Origin of the sequence: Streptomyces sp. NPDC048479, assembly GCF_040651435.1 — a bacterium.
GTDB lineage: Bacteria > Actinomycetota > Actinomycetes > Streptomycetales > Streptomycetaceae > Streptomyces.
In genome coordinates this window covers 42,216-59,032 of the sequence record NZ_JBEZKA010000029.1, presented here as the reverse complement: position 1 = coordinate 59,032, position 16,817 = coordinate 42,216, and the positions used below count along the sequence as shown (strand labels likewise).

The window sequence follows — 16,817 nt, the reverse complement described above, 5'->3', positions numbered from 1 at the left end:
AGGGTCCCGGGGTGACGCTGCGCATGAGCTGGCGTCGCGAGCCGCACGAAAGCACGTGGCTGGGAAGCCGGCCGCGGCCGCTTCTGGACGCGTCCGCCGAATTCGTCGTTGAACAGTCTCGTCGCGGCGAGATGGTGGGGGCGGGGGCCCTCCTCGGGCATCGAGCAGTCGTGAACGCCACCTTGGCAACGGGGTTGAGGGTCTGAACCCGGAGCAGACGGGGAAGCACGGGTCGGAGCAGTGACCTCCGGCTCGCCGACCGAGGCAACGTCTTGTGGTGGTGAGATGAATACAGCCCCGCTTCCGCCGGTTCTGGTGGTTCTCCCCGACGGCCAGGAGCTCACCGGCCTCCTCCACGCACGGCTGCAGACGCAGCGGGCGTGGATGTACCAGGTCAGCCTGCCGACGTGGCAGGCGACGGCGGACGAATGGGTGGAGCCCGCCCAGTACATGGTCTGGGTGCCCGCCGACTATGTCCGCCTGCTGGAAGGCATCGTCTACGAGGACGATCCGGCACAGGGGTTGGCGCCGGCCGTCGACGCGCCGACGCAGCGGCTGGAGCCGGTGCCAGCCGCCACCCCCGTCGTGGAGGCCGTGGAGGGCGCGGGAGCGTGGAGAATCGAGCGGCTCCCGCGTGAGCGTGGCCGGCCTGGATGGAACGTGGTACACGTCCATGACTGCGAAGACGCGGACGACGGCGACATCCTCGACCTCGACCAAGCGCTGACCGTGGTCAGGCAGCCAGGCACGAGGGTGTGCACGAAGTGCGGCGCCGCCGAAACTCTCCCACCCCTGATGTAGCCGCTGGTGCAGCCGAGGCCCAACTCCCGGCACGCGCTGCCCGATGGGTCGAATTCTCCGGCCGCCGGCATGTCTCAGCCGCACATTGCAGGGCACAAGGTCCTCACCTGATCGAGGGAAGAACCTCATGCTTGGCACGGCGCACGTGCCGGCCGACGCCCGCTGACTCCGCCGTTCCGGGGGGAAGCCGGGGCCGGGTTCAGATGCCGTTTCGAGGCGGACGTGGTGTGCTGAGTGAGTTCGACGCCACAGGAGGCGCAGCCGGCGGCCGTCGCTCCCGAAACAGAAAAGCCCCGGCCTCCTGGTGGACAACCAGGAGGCCGGGCCTTCTTTTGGGCGGGCTCGGGTCGTCCGGCGGGGGCCGGGTTCTGCTCGCGCGGTCCCGGTGGTGGGATGGATGTGGGGCCAGGCCGTGCAGGTTGGGGAAGCTCTCCAGGCTCCGCAGCTTCACACCCAGCCGTGGGGTTCGGGCTGTCGCGATCCCGTGCGTACAGGCGTGCTCAGCGCGGTGAGCACAACCGGTCGGCGGTGCGGGGCCAGATCAGGTCGACTGCCAGGACCTGCCCGCCTCGTACCGGCATTGCGGGGTCGTCGGTGTCCGGCGACGGCCAGCACACGGCGACACGGCTGCCGTCCACAGTTTCCAGAAGAGCGGAGCACTCAGCGCCCGTGACGCCGATTTCGGCGACGGTTCCGTGGGCGGTGGCGATGACGCCGGCGTTCGGACTCGGCAGTCCCGGGCGAGACCGAACCGGTGTCCGGGACTCCCGACGACACACCCGCCCGATGACACGCTGAGTTACAAAACTGTTACACTCAGTGACCATGCAGGGATGGAGCCCTGCGTGCGTGCCGCGGTTGGCGGCAACTCCAATGCACTGCCCTGCCCAATCGCATGTGGGCGCGGTGCAAACCGCTGTGCACGTCCATTGGCACGTCCATGAGAAGCACCCAAGCAGAGGCGGTAGTCATGGCGCAGGAAGCCAGGATCGACGTCGAGTTGACGGCGAAGCAGGATGAAGGAAAGCCCCCGGCCGAGGCGTCGGCGACACTCGCCGGGGCGCTGGAGCCAGGCGTATGGTTCGCGAGCCCGGCGCGGACGGCACGCACCGAGGACCGGAAGCCAAGGATCTGGGAGCTGCGGTCCACTCGGCCGTACCGGCGCGAGGTGGCGACCGGCACGGCGGCGGTCTACTTGGCCAACGGGCACAACAGCCTTGAGCGGCCGTTCATCTTCGCGGACGGCTTCAACTACGGCCCCAGTGATCTGCCGGGCCTGTGGGAGCACTTCAACGCGCCCTACAAGAAGGGCAAGCCCGGCTTCCTCGACCAACTGCTCGCCGCAGGCATCGACGTCGTCCTGGTGGGCTTCGATCAGCGTCACACCTACATCCAGGCGAACGCCGGTGTGGTGATCAGCGCCATCCAGCAGGCCATCGCGGAGCGGCAAGGCAACAGCCCCCTGATCGTGGGTGGAGTGAGCATGGGCGGCATGATCACCCGCTATGCCCTCGCCGAGATGGAGCACCACGGCGTGGACCACCAGACGGAGACCTACATCTCCTGGGACACCCCCCACAACGGGGCGTGGATCCCGCTGGTGCTCCAGCAGATGGCCTACTTCTTCGAGTCCTTCCCCACCGGCAACCCCGACGCACCCAAGCAGGCCGACCTGATCAGGAGCCCCGCAGCCCAGCAGCTGCTGTGGGCCTGGGTCGAAAATGCCAAGTACTCCGGCCCGGTCGCCACCACCAGCGAACCGCGCAAGCAGTTCCTGGCGGAGCTGGAGCAGTACGGCCAGTTCCCGATGCGGCCCCGCAAGCTAGGCGTGGCCAACGGCACCGGAACCGGCACCGGCCGCGACCTGCCGCCCGGCAAGACGGTGTTCGACTGGCGGCTGCCGCTGGTCGCCTCCGCGACGGCCCGCTTCCAGCCCAACGCCGGCGAGCACCAGCCGATCGGCGAAATGAAGGCACTGGGCCAGGTGCGCCGCGGCAACACCTCCCACGTACCCGCCCTCGACGGCGCGCCCGGCGGCGGCCTCGCCTCCTTCGGCATGATCGCCGACGCGCTCAAGGCCGAGATCCCGCAGGAATACCGCAGCGGGTGCTTCGTCCCGGCGGTGAGCGCGGTAGCGCTGGACTTCGATCCGGTCACATGGAACGTGAACCCTTACGAGGACATCGAGTCGCTGCCCGCCGAGAAGAGCATGCTCGACGAGTTCAAGTGCGACACCGAGAACACCGAGCACAGCCAGGTCACCGAGACGCTGGCCGACTGGATCGTGGAGCGGCTCGCCCGCTGACGCCAACGATCCGTGCGCTGCGGTCACTTCGGCGGCCTACCTGCCTCCGGAGTGACCGCCGTGCATCACGCCGCGTCAGGCCGCCTGCCGGGCACCCATTGATGCCCGTTGCGCCACGTCTCCAGGAACGCCCACCAGCGGCTACTCGTGCCGGTCGGTGTCGTCGTCCTGGGCCTCGTCCTCTGTGGTGTCGGGCCAGCCGCCGAAGGTCCGGCGCCGAGCAGCTGCTGGCCCCCTGCCACCACACCATGGAGGACCCCGGCGAGCCCAGCAGCGCCGCCCAGGGTCGCGCGAGCGTGACGGCCACATCAAGCCGACCGAGCACCCCGAGGGCAACCCACCATCACGCCTTTCAGCGGGGTGCGCTGTCGGGTGGCGGAGTCCCACAGCCGCACCGCCTTGTCCGCTCCGGCGTGGTCGAAGAGGGGGCGGAAACGAAGGGACAAGTCCGGCTGGGGCAGTTCCAGCCTGATGGATCCGCCGATGAGCCGTTCTCCATGGAACGGCTCAGAGGGGAGGAATAGAGGTTCGCCTTGGGAGGGTCCTGGGCGGTTTCGACGGAGGACTGCGCCGCAGGGGCAGGCTCCTGGGAACTGCGGTGGGCTCGCCATTGGCCTCGAGACCGGCACCGAATCCTACGGGCTCGCCAGCACCAGCTCCCGGACCGCAGCCGGGCCAGATACCGCCACCGGCTGAACGAACCGGCCGCCTGGCCCCATGGGCGACGTCGTCTCCATGGCCGCAACGCTCCCGGCCCTCGACGGCGTTAAGCACCAGACATGATCGGTCGTGAGAACAAAGCCTGATCGCCGGGCAAGGTGGTCAGGGCTCGACCGGCGATCACTGCAGGCCGTCGGGATCAGTTCGGCCCGGAGTGCCTACGCGTCGACCCCGTGCGTCCCGTACTCCGGAAGTCCTGTCGATTCGTATACCTGAATCGCCAGTCCGCCCGATGTCGTCTCATTGCTCAGGAGCCGCAGGCCGACCGGGGCACCGCCGTCCGGAAACAGGCGGCGCCCCTTGCCCACGACTACCGGGGGCTGCGCCCCGTCCGTACCTCCGTGGCTTGGGCAGCGGTGATGGCCGGGATCTGGATCTACGCGGGCGTAGTGAGCCACACCGACTCCATGCAGTCCGTCGTGGGCCAGGCTCTTGTCTTCCCTGCCGTGCTCTGGCGCTTCGGCGCCACCGCGCGCCGCGCGTCCGAACTCGCCCGCAAACTCCGTAGGAACAGGCCGAACGAGCCCACCGCGAAGTGGCCGAGGAACGCGGCAGGATCGCGCGCGAGCTTCACGATGTGGTGGCCCACCACATGTCGGTGATCTCGGTGCAGGCGGGACTGGCCGGTTTTGTCTTCGACTCGGACCGGGACACGGCGCGTGGTGCGCTCGCCACGATCTCCGGCACCAGCGCGGAGGCGCTTGAGGAACTCCGGCGCATGCTCTGGGTGTTGAGAGCCTCCGAAGAGGACGAAGTTCCGGCCACACCGATGCCGGGCCTCGCGCGTCTCGGGGAGATGGTCGAGCGCGTGCGGGCCGGTGGCGTACGGATCGAGCTGCGGGTCGAGGGCACGGCGCGCCCACTCCCGCCCGGCGTCGAACTCTGTGCGTACCGCGCGTGGTTCAGAAGGCGCTGACCAACGTACTCAAACACGTACCGGGAGCCTGCGCGGAGGTGGAACTTCACTATGGGCGACGGCAGTTGGAAGTGGCAGTCACGAACGACGGAGGGGGTGATTCCGGACAAGCTTCGGTCCGGCGGCGGGCGCGGGCTGATCGGGATGCGAGAACGGGCCAAGCTCTACGCCGGGCGGGTCGACATCGGCCCGCGGAGCGAGGGGGTTCGCGGTGCGCATGACCCTGCCCACCTCCACGCAGGCCGTACGCGAGGGAGAAGACACTTCGGGATGACCAGGGTGCAGGTCGTCGACGACCAGTTCCTGATCCGCGCGGGACTGGTGGGGCTGCTGCACGCGGCACCCGGCATCGAGGTCGTCGGCGAGTCGGACGACGGCGAGGAGGCTGTCGTGCTGGCGGCGGCGACCTGCCCCGATGTAATTCTGATGGACATTCGGATGCCCGGCATGAGCGGCATCGCGGCCACCGAGAAGATCCTCGCCGACGCGGCCGCCCCGGCCGCCCCGGCCGACCCGGTGCCCCGCGTCCTCGTCCTGACCACCTTCGACCTGGACGAGTGTGTAGCTGCTCGGATGGGGACGGGCCTGACTGGAACGACAGGAGGGCACCGGTGAGAACCGGTGCCCTTCGTTGTACGAGGCTGCTACGTCTGCCACCGAGGCGTCGATGGACGGAAGTCACGCGGAATCCCATCGACGGGGCCAACGGGTACGCCTAGCTCAGCGTCTTCAGCGCTGCCGCGTCGTACGGCTTCAGCTCCTCGAACCGGTCCCCCAGGACCTTCGCCGCCCACTGCGGGTCCTGGAGCAGGGCGCGGCCGACGGCGACCAGGTCGAACTCGTCGCGCTCCAGGCGGTCGAGGAGGTTGTCGATGCCCCGGACCGGGGCGCCCTCGCCCATGAAGCCGCGGATGAAGTCGCCGTCGAGGCTGACCGAGCCGACAGTGATGGTGGGCCTGCCGGTGAGCTTCTTGGTCCAGCCCGCCAGGTTCAGGTCCGAGCCCTCGAACTCCGGGAGCCAGTAGCGGCGAGTGGAGGCGTGGAAGGCGTCGACGCCGGCCGCGGCGAGCGGGGTGAGGATCGCCTCCAGCTCCTCCGGGGTCTCGGCGAGCCTGGCATCGTAGGCTTCCTGCTTCCACTGCGAGTAGCGGAAGATCACCGGGAAGTCGGGCGAGACGGTCTCGCGGACCGCGGCCACGATCTCGGCCGCGAACTTCGTACGGGCCACCCGGTCGCCGCCGTAGGCGTCGGTACGGCGGTTCGTCCCCGCCCACAGGAACTGGTCGAGGAGGTAGCCGTGGGCACCGTGCAGTTCGACGCCGTCGAAGCCGATGCGCTCGGCGGCCGCGGCGGCCTCGGCGAAGGCACCGATGACGTCGTCCAGGTCGCGCCGGGTCATCGCATGGCCGGCGTTCTCGGTGCCGTCGACGCGGATGCCGGAGGGGCCGACGGCGGGGGCGTCGGCGTAGGGCGCCTCACCCTGCTTGCGCACCATGCCGATGTGCCACAGCTGCGGCACGATCGCGCCGCCCGCCGCATGAACGGCCTCGGCGACCTTCGCCCACCCCGCCAGCTGCTCCTCACCATGGAACCGCGGCACACGGTCACTCTGCCCGGCCGACTCGTGGCCGACGTAGGTCCCCTCGGTGACGATCAGGCCCACACCCGCGGCGGCGCGACGGGCGTAGTACGACCGCACGTCCTCACCAGGGACGCCGCCCGGGGAGAACATGCGCGTCATCGGCGCCATCACGATGCGGTTCGGGACGGTCAGGCCGTTCAGCGCGACGGGCCGGGACAGGATCTCGGCCGCACGCGAGGCGGAGGACGTAGTGAGGGTCATGAGGTGCTCCTTGTAAGTATCAGTAGATACGTGCAACGCGCATTGAATGCGTGTAGGGGTCGACCGTCCGGGCGGTCACGGCATTCCGCCTGTCCGGCGAGCTGCCCTGTGCTCCCGGACACCGCCGCCTACTGCGCCGCGGGGTGCGCCAGCGCCATGTCGAAGCTGTCCGTACCGCGACCCTCGACGGCCAGCGTCGACGCCACGGGCGGGTAGCCGCTGGCGATGAGCGAGTACTCCCCCGCGGTCAGGTCGGTGAAGACGTACGCACCGTCGGTGTCCGTGACAGTGGTGCGCACCACGTTCCCGGCGGCGTCCACCAGCGTCAGCCGGGCATCGGGCAGCCGGCGGCCGCCCTTGCCGGCGCGTACGGTGCCCCCCACCTGCAGACCGGACGGTCCTGTGGCGCGGGGGAGCTTGATGCCGTACGCGACCGGGGTGGCCGCCGCCATGACCGTGGCGGCCTGCGGCTGATGGCCGTCAGCGGCCGTGATCAGGACGTACGGGCCACTGGTGGGGGCGTCCAGTGCGTACCGGCCGTCGGGTTGGGAGACCGTGCGGCCCACCTGCCGCCCATCCGGCGAGACAAGGGACAGGGCTGCACCGCCCAGCACCTCGCCGTCGGCGTCCCGCACCAGGCCGTGGAACCCGGCCCCGGCCGGGACAGCATCGGCCTGGAGCGCAGGCTCCATAACCGGATCAGCAACGGCCGTCTCCACTGCCGGAGTTGACGAGGTACCCGCGGTTGCCTTGCCCGCCTTGACGACCCGGGGGCCGTGCTGTCCGCGCAGGCCGAGCCAGCTGATCACCGCGACCAGTGCGAAGGCGATGGCCCCGATGCCGAAGGTGAGGGTGAACCCGGATTCGGCGGGCAGCGGCGGTGCACCCGCCGGCAGGTGCTCGATGGTCTTGGACGCCAGGATCGTGGTGACGATGGCGCTGCCGATCGCGCTGCCGGTGGAGCGGGAGATCGAGTTGATGCCGTTGGCGATGCCGCTCTGGTGGTGTGGAACGCTCGCCATGATGACGGCGGGCATGGCGGCGTAGCCGAAGCTGACGGCCGCGCCGACGATGAGGCCGGCGCCGATCACCGAGGCGGTGTGGGTGTGGTCGAGGGTAAGCCAGCCGAAGCCGACGGCTCCGAATGCTGCGGCCATGGCGAGCACGTACCGGGGGCCGCGGTGGCGGACCAGCCGGCCGCCGACGGGCGAGGTGAGCAGCGAGACGATCGCGCCGGGCAGCAGGAACTGGACGGATGCGCGCAGGATGGAGGCGTCGAAGCCGAAGCCGGTGAGCGCCTTGGGCATCTGCACGAGGTAGGAGACGCCGAGGAAGTTCGCGAACATGCCGAAGCCGACGAGGATGCCGGCCAGGTTGGCCATGAGGACCGGGCGGTGGACGAACATTCCCATGTCGACGAGCGGCTCGCGCACCTTGCGCTCGATGAGCACCCAGACGGCGGTCATGACGGCCGCGCCGGCGAAGCTGCCCAGCGTACGGCCGGAGGTCCAGCCCCACTCGTGGCCCTGGGAGATCGGCAGCAGGAGCAGCAGCAGGGCGATGCCGAGGGTCAACGCGCCGAGAAAGTCGGTGCGGCCGCCGGTCTTGTGCCGGGTCGCGGGGACCAGGAAGACGACGGCGAGCAGGGCGAGGACCGCGAAGCCGGTCGCCATCCAGAAGGCGTTGCGGTAGTCGGCGTCGTCGCCGGAGGTGAGCAGGCCGGTGGCGACGAGTGCGAGCCCGCTGCCGAACGCGAGGGTGCCGCTGACCAGTGCCATGGCGCCGGGCAGCTTCTGCGGCCGGACTTCTTCGCGCAGGACGGAAAGGGCCAGCGGGAAGATCGCGGTGGCGGCGCCTTGGAGCACCCGGCCCAGGATCAGCAGCGGCAGCGAGCTCGCGACCGCGGCGATGACGGAGCCCGCGACCATGACGCCGAGGACGGCCACCAGGGTGGGCTTCTTGCCGTGCTGGTCGCCGAAGCGGCCGAGCAGCGGGGTGAAGACGGCGGCGGAGAGCAGGGTGGCGGTGGTCACCCAGCTGACGTTGGCGGTCGATGTGCCGAGGTCGTTGCGGATCAGGCCCAGGATCGGGACGGGCAGGGTCTGCATCATCGACACGACCATGGCGGCGAGGCTCAGGGCGAAGACGATGACCGTCTCGTTCCGTTGCCCGGCGGCGGGGGCGGATGCGGCGTGGCTCATGGCTGGCGGGACCTTCTCAATGCTTCAGATCGTAGATGTTTGATGACATCAAGCACTTCGGCAGACGGTAGACCTCAATAGTTAAGGTAGTCAAGTAAATAATTGATAATGTGAAGCATCTTGAGTACGCTCCAGCCATGAGCGCCACCGCCCCGCAGGTACCCACCAAGCTCCAGCTGCTGGAACTGCTCGCCGCCATCGGCACCGCCCAGTGGCGCGATTTCGCGGCCACCGCCGCCCACCACGGGCTCACCTCCACCCAGGCCAAGGTCCTCGCCCAGCTCGACGGCCCGCTGCCGATGCGCGGCCTCGCCGCCCTGCTGGTGTGCGACGCGTCGAACGTCACCGGGATCGTGGACCGCCTGGAGGCCCGCGAGCTGGTCCGCCGTGAAGCCGACCCCGCAGACCGCCGCGTGAAGAACGTCGTCGCAACCGAAGCGGGCCGCGAGATCATCCGCTGCGTGCGCGAAGAGATGCAGGAGACACACGGCGCCCTCGACGCCCTGGACGCAGCCGAGAGCGCGACGCTCTACGCCCTGCTGGAACGCTTGCGACCGACGACGGAGAAGGACGCCTGACGGCGAGTATTTGTCCAGCTGGTAGCCAGCCCAGGGTGCGCTCGACGGTCCAGCGGCGGGGCAGGACGGAGAAACCTCTGGTGGCGGGGTCGCGGCGGACGATGTGCTTGTCGATGCCGAGGGCGGCGGCGTGCTCGACGAGGTGCTGGCGGTAGCCGCCGTCGGCCCAGGTCCTGCGGATGCGGGGATGTTCGGCGGCGACCCGGTCGATGAGGTGCTTGCCGGCGACGGAGTCCTGCACGCTCGCCGCGGTGACCAGGACGGTCAGGAGCAGGCCGACGGTGTCGTTGACGATGCTCCGTTTGCGGCCGATGATCTTCTTCCAGGCGTCGATGCCCTGTCCGGCCGCGGGGACGTTGTCAGATTTCGACGGTGGGGTAGGTCTCGGTGTAGCTGGCGCCGTCGGCTCCGTAGTAGGAGCAGGTCCGTGCGTTCAGGTCGACGTCGTACCAGACGACACCGGCCTTCCAGCAGCCCTGGACGAACTCTGGGAATGCGGTCTCCCCGGCCTGGTCACTGCGGAGCGCCGCGATAAGGGCTTCGCGGTTGAGGGGCGCGACGTCGACCATGCCGGTGCACAGCGGCTCGCCTTGGACGGCGACAGGCCCGGCGTCGGTGAGGTAGAGCATGGCATTGGAGGGAACGGCCATCCGGCAGCGGCTGACGCCGGCCTGGCGAAGCGTCTCGGCGAGGTAGGGGAAACCGCCGACCTTCGGCCGGACGGCGGACGCCCGCTCCAAGGCGGCCCGCAGGATCACGGTGGCGCTGCTCATCGTCTTCTCCGAATGCTGGGTGTTTGGGGCGGGAACCGGCCCACGGTAAGATGACAATAGATTTCCAGACTGTCATCATGTTGTCAATTATTGGAGAGTGTGAACGTGCCGGAAGAGCTGGCCCTCCTGGTCGCAGACGTGTTCGAGGCCGCTGGTCTGCTTCGCAAGACGGGAGAGGCAATTGCGGCGGCCGAGGGGCAGACCCAGGCCCGCTGGCAGCTGCTCAGCGCGGTCTCCGAGGAGCCGCTGACCGTCGCACGGGCCGCCCGCCGCCTCGGGATCGCCCGTCAAGGAGTCCAGCGTGTCGCCAACGATCTCGTCCGCGAGGACTTGGCTGACTTCCAGCCCAACCCGGACCACCGAGGGTCGCCGCTCCTGGCCCTCACCCCGCTCGGACGTGCCACGCTGCAGAGAATCACCACCCGCGCGAGCACGGTCCATCAGGCACTGACCGCAGACATCGCCTCAGCCGACATCGCCGCTGCCCGCAGCCTGCTGCACCGCCTGATTGGCCAAGTGCACCGCTACGAAGAACACGACGCGAGCGGGCTCCGCCGACCAGACAGCCCGACGACCTAGACGTCTTCCACACCAACCACCGCGTCGACAGTGCCCCGTCGAGGGCACGTTCACCTGTACCGGATTGGGTCTTCGCGCGCACATCCCCTTGCCCGCCAGGCCGACCTGGACTGCCCTGCGCAGCTTCAACGGCTTCCCAGAAAGCGCCACCGCCGTCGACGTCGACGCCGGTGCGGAGCCCCTACGACTGCCCAACTGCTGGAAGACGCGGCGCAGGCGGTACGACGATGCGTGGGCCCAGGCACAGCCGGGCCGCACCTCCTTGTTGGTCGCACCCCAACAGCACGATCCGCCGTTGGCGGGGGATCAGATTCGTTGCCCTGCCGTCCGGTTTCGCGGGCGTCCTGGTCCGCTGAGCTCCCGCGGGCACCGTTGGCACGCAGCCCATAACGGGCCCGGGCGAGCCACCATTGTCGCGGTCGGCGGCCGGAGGCAGGCGCAGAGCGCGCCGGAACCCACCGCGCGAGCCGGTGGAGAGTGGCGGCTGCCTCGGTCCACTTCCCGGAGGCGAGATCGAGCTGGGCCAAGCCCCACAGGCCGAGCGTCGAGGCAAGCCCCAGTCGTGCATGTCTCATGGAACTACGCACAGGCGTACTGCTCATGGTCCGATACACGGCTGCCGACGGAGGCGGAGTGGACGTTGTTTCTGCGCCGGGCCGCGGCGTTACCGCACCCCGAGGGGCGCGGTGACGAGGACAGTGCCGTCGGCCCAGTACGTCGCTCACGCCGCTCACGACACCTGGAAGAATACGGGCCCGGCATGACGTGGCCCGCCCCGGGCGGTCAGGCTGCAAGGGTTCCCCCGGACTCGCCTCCCTGCTGAAGCAGCTCGACGGTGCGATGTGCTACGTCCAGGACCATCACGCAGTCACCGACGCGATCAGCATCGTGAAGCTGGACACCGATACCGCCCGCCTCCACATGGCAGGGGCTCATTCGTGCCATCGGCGTCCGACGCCATCAGGACGCCACCGCGCCGTCCCGGCAGTCGGGGCACAAGCCCCAGAAGGTCACGGCGGCCTCCTGGGTCTCGTACTCCTTCGGCAACTGTGGCTCCATGCAGGGAGCCGCACCCACCGTGCACTCGACGTCACGGATGGTGCCGCAGCGACGGCACACGAAGTGGTGGTGGTTGTCGTGGTGCTCGATCTCGTAGCGAGACGGATGGCCGGGAATCTGCGTGCACCGGACCAAACCGGCGTCCGTGAGGGCGCGCAGCACGTTGTAGGTGGCCTGGAGGGACAGGCTGCCCGTGACTCGCTGGGCGCGCTCGCGCAGGGTGTCGGCGTCGAGGTGGCCGGGCGACTCGCAGACAGCCATCAGCGTGGCCATGCGCTGGGCAGTGACCCGCATGCCCGCCGTGCGCAGCCGTGTCGCGGCCAGCGCCATGGGTTCCTCGGCAGTCGTCATGCTGCCTCGCCCTTCAAGGTGTCCAGGCCGTGCAGGTCGGTCTCGCCGATCCATGTGTGCTGGCCGTCCAGGTCGGGTGTGTCCACGTCGACGGACAGCTCGAACCACACGCTCTTCCCCACGGGACCGTGCTCATAGCCCCACCGTGCGGCCAGCATGTCCACGAGTGCCAGTCCGCGGCCGTCCTCATCCTCGGGGCCGGAGTCGGTCGGGCAGGGAGGTTCCGAAGAGCCATCGCTGACGTGGCAGCGCAGACCGGACACCCGCTCGAGAGTGAGGCGCAGCGGGCCGACGGCGTGACGCAGCGCGTTGCACACCAGCTCGCTCGCCAGCAGCTCGGCGTTCGGGACGAGCTCGCCGACACCCCATCGGGGCAAAACGTTACGTATCGCGATCCTCGCCACACCGCACGCGGTCGGTGACCACGGCAGCGGCCAGGGCCCGGCCACGAATGATTCCACGCAGTTCGCGGCCAGGGGCGCGTCGACGGCCGCGGGGTGTGGGGGCAGAGCGGAGCGCTGAGGTCCGGGGGAAGCCGTATCGGCGATCGTTCCGCGCGGACGAGGTGTTCGGGGGGCTGTGCGGTCCATGAGGGCGCGCTTTCGGGGGACGGTTGCAATCTGTCTTTCGACCGTACGGCTTTTCTGGAGTCAGTCAAGACTATGGAGTGCATCATCCATTCATGACTCCTACACGCAACTGGAGAGGATCGCATCCGGCTCAGGGACTCCGGAAACCGGCGGAGCGTGCTAGCCCCGGCGAACGCGTTACACCGTCCAGCCTCGTCCGCTGTATCGCTATGTGTGTCGCGCAACGGGAACGCCCGGCATCCGCACGCGTTGCCGCCCAGAGGCATGAGCGCACCTCCGTTCGTAGCGAGAAGGACATCCGCTGGCGTGGCGCAGCGCTCGTAGTGGGCGCGTACAACAAGCAAGACGCCGGGTGCTTCGTCCCGCACGCCATCGATCGCCTCTGGGCTGAGAGCATGCTCTACGTACCGGACTGGGCCTACGAACACTTGCCGATGCCCCGGCTTAGGCCGACGTCGGCGAGCCGGTCCAGGTCGAGGTCCGGCAGCTCGCCGGTGAGTAATTTGGCGGCCGCCGCTCCGCTCGGCACCGGCCTGACCGCGCCAACGCGGGCGTGGGACGAGCGGTACGGATTGCGCACCGCAACCAGCCGGCGCCACCCGATCGGCAAGGACACCGAAACCACACCGGAGGGCGAGGGCATCCGCTACCCCGGAGCAGCCTCAAGCCGGCCGGCCGAACTGCTCGAGGCGCTCGCCGACCGGCCCGAGGCTCGAAACGACCCAAGGTATGAGCAGCGATAGCAATCCAAGAATCGGTGAGTGTGAGGCACCTACGGTCTGCTCCACAGGGTCGTGCCGACTGCTCCCGGCGGGACAGACCCTTCAATCGTTGTGCCGCAACGAGGTGCCAGCGGCAGAAGTGCTCCGAGCTCTCCAGCTCGAACGCGGGTACGCCGGTGTGGCGGCCGGTTTGGCGTGCAGCGAGGAAGAGACGACCATCTTGCCGAGGAGCACCTTCTGCCGGAGGACCCCCTGTCGGAGGGCGACCGAACGATCACGGACGTCCATCCGCAGGTCGGCGGGGCGATAGCCAATGGGCCTCCTGAGACGAGCCGACCCGTCAAGGAGCCTATGAGCGGTCGCGCGCACGGAAGTGCGTCAGCGCACCGGCGGGTCGGCGCAAGCTGTCCCGTAAGCGGCCCGGACGACGGGAGAGCCCCCGGAGCCCTCCCCCGCAGCGCGCGTGCGCGACTGCAGATGACACCACGCCAGCCTCCGCGAACACGAGCATCCGGTATCCGTCGCCCTTCGGCTCAAGAATCGTGCCGCCGGGCATCGCGCCGGGCCGGGGCAGATACGGTGCCGGCTGCCAGGCTCGGCCCCAGCGGAGGGGCAAGCGGCACAGTCGCCGCATACCCGGATCAAAGGTGCGAAAATCTGCCACAGGGATGTGAGCAGCGGGAGGACCGTGGACCTGGACAGTGTCGCCGACGAGCTGTACGAGCTGCGGCCCAGCGACTTCACCGCGGCCCGCAACGCCCGCGTGGCGGCCGCCCGCACAGCTGGAGACCGCAAGCTGGCCGAGCGGATCCAGGCGCTGCGCCGCCCCACGCTCTCGGCCTGGGCAAGCAACCTGCTCGTGCGCTGGCGGCCGGAACACGTCCAGCCGCTGATCAGGCTCGGTGAGGGCCTGCGCCAGGCCCACCGCGATCTCGACGGCGAGCAGCTGCGGGAGCTCAGCCGACAGCAGCACACCCTGGTCACAGCCCTGGCCCGCCAAGCCCGGCAGCTCGCGGCGGATGCGGGTCAGACGGTCAGCGAGAGCGTCGAGCACGAGGTCGAGGCGACGCTGCTCGCGGTCCTGGCCGATCCCGAGGCGGCCAAGGAGTGGGCCTCGGCCCGGCTCTCCAAACCACTGACCCCGCCGGTCGGATTCACCGTAGCCGCGCCAGGCGCCCCGCCGCAGCGCGCACCCACCCCGCAGGCCGACGACGGCGGACGTGCCCCTGATCGCGACCAACGCCGCGACACCCCCCGCCGCACGACCCAGGCGGCCGGCCAGCAGCGACGCCAGGCCGAGGAGCGGCGCAAGAAGCTCGCGCAGGCCCGCAAGGACCAGACGGAGACCGAGCGGAAGGCCCAAACCCGAGAGACGCAGCTGGAAGATGCAGAGGCGCAGCGTCAGCAGGCAGAGACACAACTGCAGGAAGCGGAGGACCGTGTGGCCACGCTGACCCGGGAGCTTGATGAGGCCCGTGAGCACCGCCGCGCCGCCGGGGCTGAAGTGCGTGAGGCGCGGGACCGTGCTCGTGAGGCCGGCCGCGCTGCCCGACAGGCACGCAGCCACGCCGATGCCGCTGCCGCACGAGCAGAGCGCCTGGACCCCGACCCCCAGTGACAGCGCCGTCTTTCCCGGCGACCGGAGGCAGGTCACGAGGCGGTGGACCTACGCCGCCCGCCTTTGCCGGAGAGGGCTTTGATGAGCTCCTCACGGCTCATGGAGGAGCGTCCGGAAATGCCGGCGTCGGTCGGGAGCATCGTGGAGGCGGAAGATCACCTGACGCCGTTTGGGGCCGTTCGAAGGTTTCCGTCCCGCTTCCAGGGCCAGGGCATCCCGGCGTCCCGCTTCACGGAGGAAGACCGCACGTTGTGTGAGGCGGCGACCGGTAATCGTTCGACAGTGGTCTGCGGGTCCGACACCCTGCGGAGCGACGACGTGAACGGACCCCAGGGAGAAGACCGTTGAACCCCACCATTCGCCACATCACCTTCGACTGCACCGGCGGCCGTACGAACTCGCCCAGTTCTGGAGCGCGTTGCTCGGGCGCCCGGTGTCCGACGAGGACAAACCGGGTGACCCGGAGGCACTGATCGAGGACTCGAACGGTGGTCCAGGTCTGCTGTTCGTACGGGTAGAGGAGGGCAAGACGGCCAAGAACCGCGTCCACTTCGACCTGAAGCCTACGGGTCGCAACCGGGCCCAGGAGGTCGAGCGGGCCCTGAAGCTGGGTGCCCGGCAGCTCGCGGACCACACCCTGCCGGACGGCAGGGGCTGGGTCGTCATGGCCGATCCGGAGGGTAACGAGTTCTGCATCGAGCGAGGAAAGCTGGGTTGACGCCTGCGTCGGTCGTACATGGCGAAGGCCCGTGCTGTGTTGAGGGAGCATGGGCCTTCCGTCTCTCCAGAAACCGCACGTGCGTGGCTCGTGTCACGGGCGAAGGGCCCGGACAGCGCCACACGGGAGCATGAACAAGATTCGCGCGAGGAGGACTCACTTGGGGAGCAGCGCGAAACCTGCTTGGCCGAACATCTGGCGCTTGAGCATCTTGATCCGGCTGGTCCGCCGAGCCCCCACGGCCATGACCGCATCCTCATCACCGATCACGGACAGCCAGCCGCAGTACTCATCAGCGTGCAAGAGCTCGCCAGCCTCGAAGCCACGCTTGCAGCGATCAGCGGCGGTAAGGACCTGACCGGTCCACCCGCCACCTAACCGGCGCCTTTCCGAGCAGGCGCAGCCCGCGGGGCACCTCGACGTCGACGCTGCAACTCACAATCTCGCGTTGGCAGTTACTGCGAAAGAGCGGCGCTCGTACCGGGTAGCTGCCGTGAGGCAGTGGTCGTACTGTTCGGCGTCCAGCCACTGTCCCGACCAGCCCGTGCACACGTGCAGCTGAGCCCATTCCACGCCCAGAAGGTGCTTGACTCCACCAGTTCCGCGAGAGGCATCCGTGAGTAGTGTGGCCGTGAGCGGCGCTGCGCCCCGCCACCAAGACCGAGGACAAGAGCTCCTGACGCCCCGTCTCCTCCTCTTGGAGGGTGTGCCGCACCACGGTGATCAGGCTCATGTTGCCGACCTTCATCGTGCCGAAGGAGACGTACCGCCAGGCCGTGATGCCACCGATCGAGTCGTTGAAGATCGGGCCGTACAGGGCGCGCGGTCCTCGGTCTCCGGCCTGACCCTCCTGGCCGACAGAGCGGCGACCGGTGCTGGCGGGTCTGTGCCTCCCTGCTCGATACCGGCCTGCCACCCGCTGTGCCCTGGGCCGTTCTGGCCGCCATACCTCTGCTCGCGGTCGCGCTGCTGCCCCGCCGACCGTAGGGAGGACGGGTCCGTTCACCGGTCTCGCGAAACAGGACTTCGTCGACGGCAATTGT

At 69.2% G+C, this 16,817-nt stretch carries 14 protein-coding genes and 5 pseudogenes; 12 read left to right on the top strand and 7 right to left on the bottom strand.

Features of this window, described 5'->3' with window-relative positions; all coding sequences use genetic code 11:
- Positions 1–285 precede the first annotated feature (285 nt).
- The 5 genes and pseudogenes from AB0D12_RS33120 to AB0D12_RS33100 form a co-directional block, all read left to right on the top strand.
- Entirely contained in the window at positions 286–801 is a 516-nt protein-coding gene (locus AB0D12_RS33120; protein ID WP_362691195.1) for a DUF6233 domain-containing protein, read from the top strand.
- A gap of 970 nt (positions 802–1,771) precedes the next feature.
- On the top strand, positions 1,772–3,106 hold the full coding sequence (locus AB0D12_RS33115) for a hypothetical protein (RefSeq protein ID WP_362691192.1): 1,335 nt from the start codon (positions 1,772–1,774) through the stop codon (positions 3,104–3,106).
- 1,061 nt (positions 3,107–4,167) lie between these two features.
- Entirely contained in the window at positions 4,168–4,428 is a 261-nt protein-coding gene (locus AB0D12_RS33110; RefSeq protein ID WP_362691189.1) for a hypothetical protein, read from the top strand.
- Positions 4,419–4,742 carry a histidine kinase dimerization/phosphoacceptor domain-containing protein gene (locus AB0D12_RS33105; RefSeq protein WP_362691186.1) on the top strand — a complete coding sequence of 108 codons (324 nt, stop codon included), beginning with the start codon at positions 4,419–4,421 and terminating at the stop codon, positions 4,740–4,742. Before AB0D12_RS33110 ends, AB0D12_RS33105 begins: the two co-directional genes overlap by 10 nt.
- A gap of 270 nt (positions 4,743–5,012) precedes the next feature.
- Positions 5,013–5,306, top strand: a pseudogene (locus AB0D12_RS33100) (response regulator transcription factor); the annotation flags it as partial.
- A 151-nt stretch (positions 5,307–5,457) separates the two neighbouring features.
- Here AB0D12_RS33100 and AB0D12_RS33095 read toward each other — a convergent pair.
- From AB0D12_RS33095 to AB0D12_RS33085, 3 genes and pseudogenes are all read right to left on the bottom strand, one after another.
- Positions 5,458–6,585, bottom strand: coding sequence for an NADH:flavin oxidoreductase (locus AB0D12_RS33095; protein ID WP_362691183.1), 1,128 nt, complete (start codon positions 6,583–6,585; stop codon positions 5,458–5,460).
- A gap of 128 nt (positions 6,586–6,713) precedes the next feature.
- A complete protein-coding gene (locus AB0D12_RS33090; protein ID WP_362691279.1) occupies positions 6,714–7,277 on the bottom strand; it encodes a carboxypeptidase-like regulatory domain-containing protein in 564 nt (187 codons plus the stop codon).
- Between the two features lie 75 nt (positions 7,278–7,352).
- Positions 7,353–8,786 (bottom strand): annotated as a pseudogene (locus tag AB0D12_RS33085) (MFS transporter); the annotation flags it as partial.
- A 137-nt stretch (positions 8,787–8,923) separates the two neighbouring features.
- On the opposite strand from AB0D12_RS33085, the gene AB0D12_RS33080 reads away from it, so the two are divergent.
- Entirely contained in the window at positions 8,924–9,364 is a 441-nt protein-coding gene (locus AB0D12_RS33080; RefSeq protein WP_362691180.1) for a MarR family transcriptional regulator, read from the top strand.
- Between the two features lie 22 nt (positions 9,365–9,386).
- Here AB0D12_RS33080 and AB0D12_RS33075 read toward each other — a convergent pair.
- Both AB0D12_RS33075 and AB0D12_RS33070 read right to left on the bottom strand, forming a co-directional pair.
- Positions 9,387–9,734 (bottom strand): annotated as a pseudogene (locus tag AB0D12_RS33075) (transposase); the annotation flags it as partial.
- Positions 9,724–10,137 carry a DUF1398 family protein gene (locus AB0D12_RS33070; protein WP_362691177.1) on the bottom strand — a complete coding sequence of 138 codons (414 nt, stop codon included), beginning with the start codon at positions 10,135–10,137 and terminating at the stop codon, positions 9,724–9,726. The pseudogene AB0D12_RS33075 and the gene AB0D12_RS33070, both read right to left, overlap by 11 nt.
- A gap of 105 nt (positions 10,138–10,242) precedes the next feature.
- On the opposite strand from AB0D12_RS33070, the gene AB0D12_RS33065 reads away from it, so the two are divergent.
- Entirely contained in the window at positions 10,243–10,716 is a 474-nt protein-coding gene (locus AB0D12_RS33065; RefSeq protein WP_362691174.1) for a helix-turn-helix domain-containing protein, read from the top strand.
- Positions 10,717–11,194: 478 nt separating this feature from the next.
- Positions 11,195–11,353 (top strand): annotated as a pseudogene (locus AB0D12_RS33060) (SUMF1/EgtB/PvdO family nonheme iron enzyme); the annotation flags it as partial.
- Between the two features lie 323 nt (positions 11,354–11,676).
- Here the strand turns inward: AB0D12_RS33060 and AB0D12_RS33055 are convergent.
- Both AB0D12_RS33055 and AB0D12_RS33050 read right to left on the bottom strand, forming a co-directional pair.
- Positions 11,677–12,126 carry a Fur family transcriptional regulator gene (locus AB0D12_RS33055; RefSeq protein ID WP_362691171.1) on the bottom strand — a complete coding sequence of 150 codons (450 nt, stop codon included), beginning with the start codon at positions 12,124–12,126 and terminating at the stop codon, positions 11,677–11,679.
- Positions 12,123–12,716, bottom strand: coding sequence for an ATP-binding protein (locus AB0D12_RS33050; RefSeq protein WP_362691168.1), 594 nt, complete (start codon positions 12,714–12,716; stop codon positions 12,123–12,125). The genes AB0D12_RS33055 and AB0D12_RS33050 overlap by 4 nt, the downstream gene beginning before the upstream one ends.
- Before the next feature lie 494 nt (positions 12,717–13,210).
- On the opposite strand from AB0D12_RS33050, the gene AB0D12_RS33045 reads away from it, so the two are divergent.
- The 4 genes and pseudogenes from AB0D12_RS33045 to AB0D12_RS33030 all read left to right on the top strand — a co-directional run bounded on the left by AB0D12_RS33045 (position 13,211) and on the right by AB0D12_RS33030 (position 16,152).
- The gene (locus AB0D12_RS33045; RefSeq protein ID WP_362691165.1) at positions 13,211–13,459 is read left to right on the top strand and encodes a hypothetical protein; all 249 of its coding nucleotides are present in this window, start codon (positions 13,211–13,213) and stop codon (positions 13,457–13,459) included.
- A 667-nt stretch (positions 13,460–14,126) separates the two neighbouring features.
- Complete coding sequence (locus AB0D12_RS33040; RefSeq protein WP_362691162.1) at positions 14,127–15,056, top strand: hypothetical protein; 930 nt, start codon at positions 14,127–14,129, stop codon at positions 15,054–15,056.
- Positions 15,057–15,400: 344 nt separating this feature from the next.
- Positions 15,401–15,774, top strand: a pseudogene (locus AB0D12_RS33035) (VOC family protein).
- A 252-nt stretch (positions 15,775–16,026) separates the two neighbouring features.
- Entirely contained in the window at positions 16,027–16,152 is a 126-nt protein-coding gene (locus tag AB0D12_RS33030; protein WP_362691276.1) for a type II toxin-antitoxin system prevent-host-death family antitoxin, read from the top strand.
- The last annotated feature ends 665 nt before the right edge of the window (positions 16,153–16,817 follow it).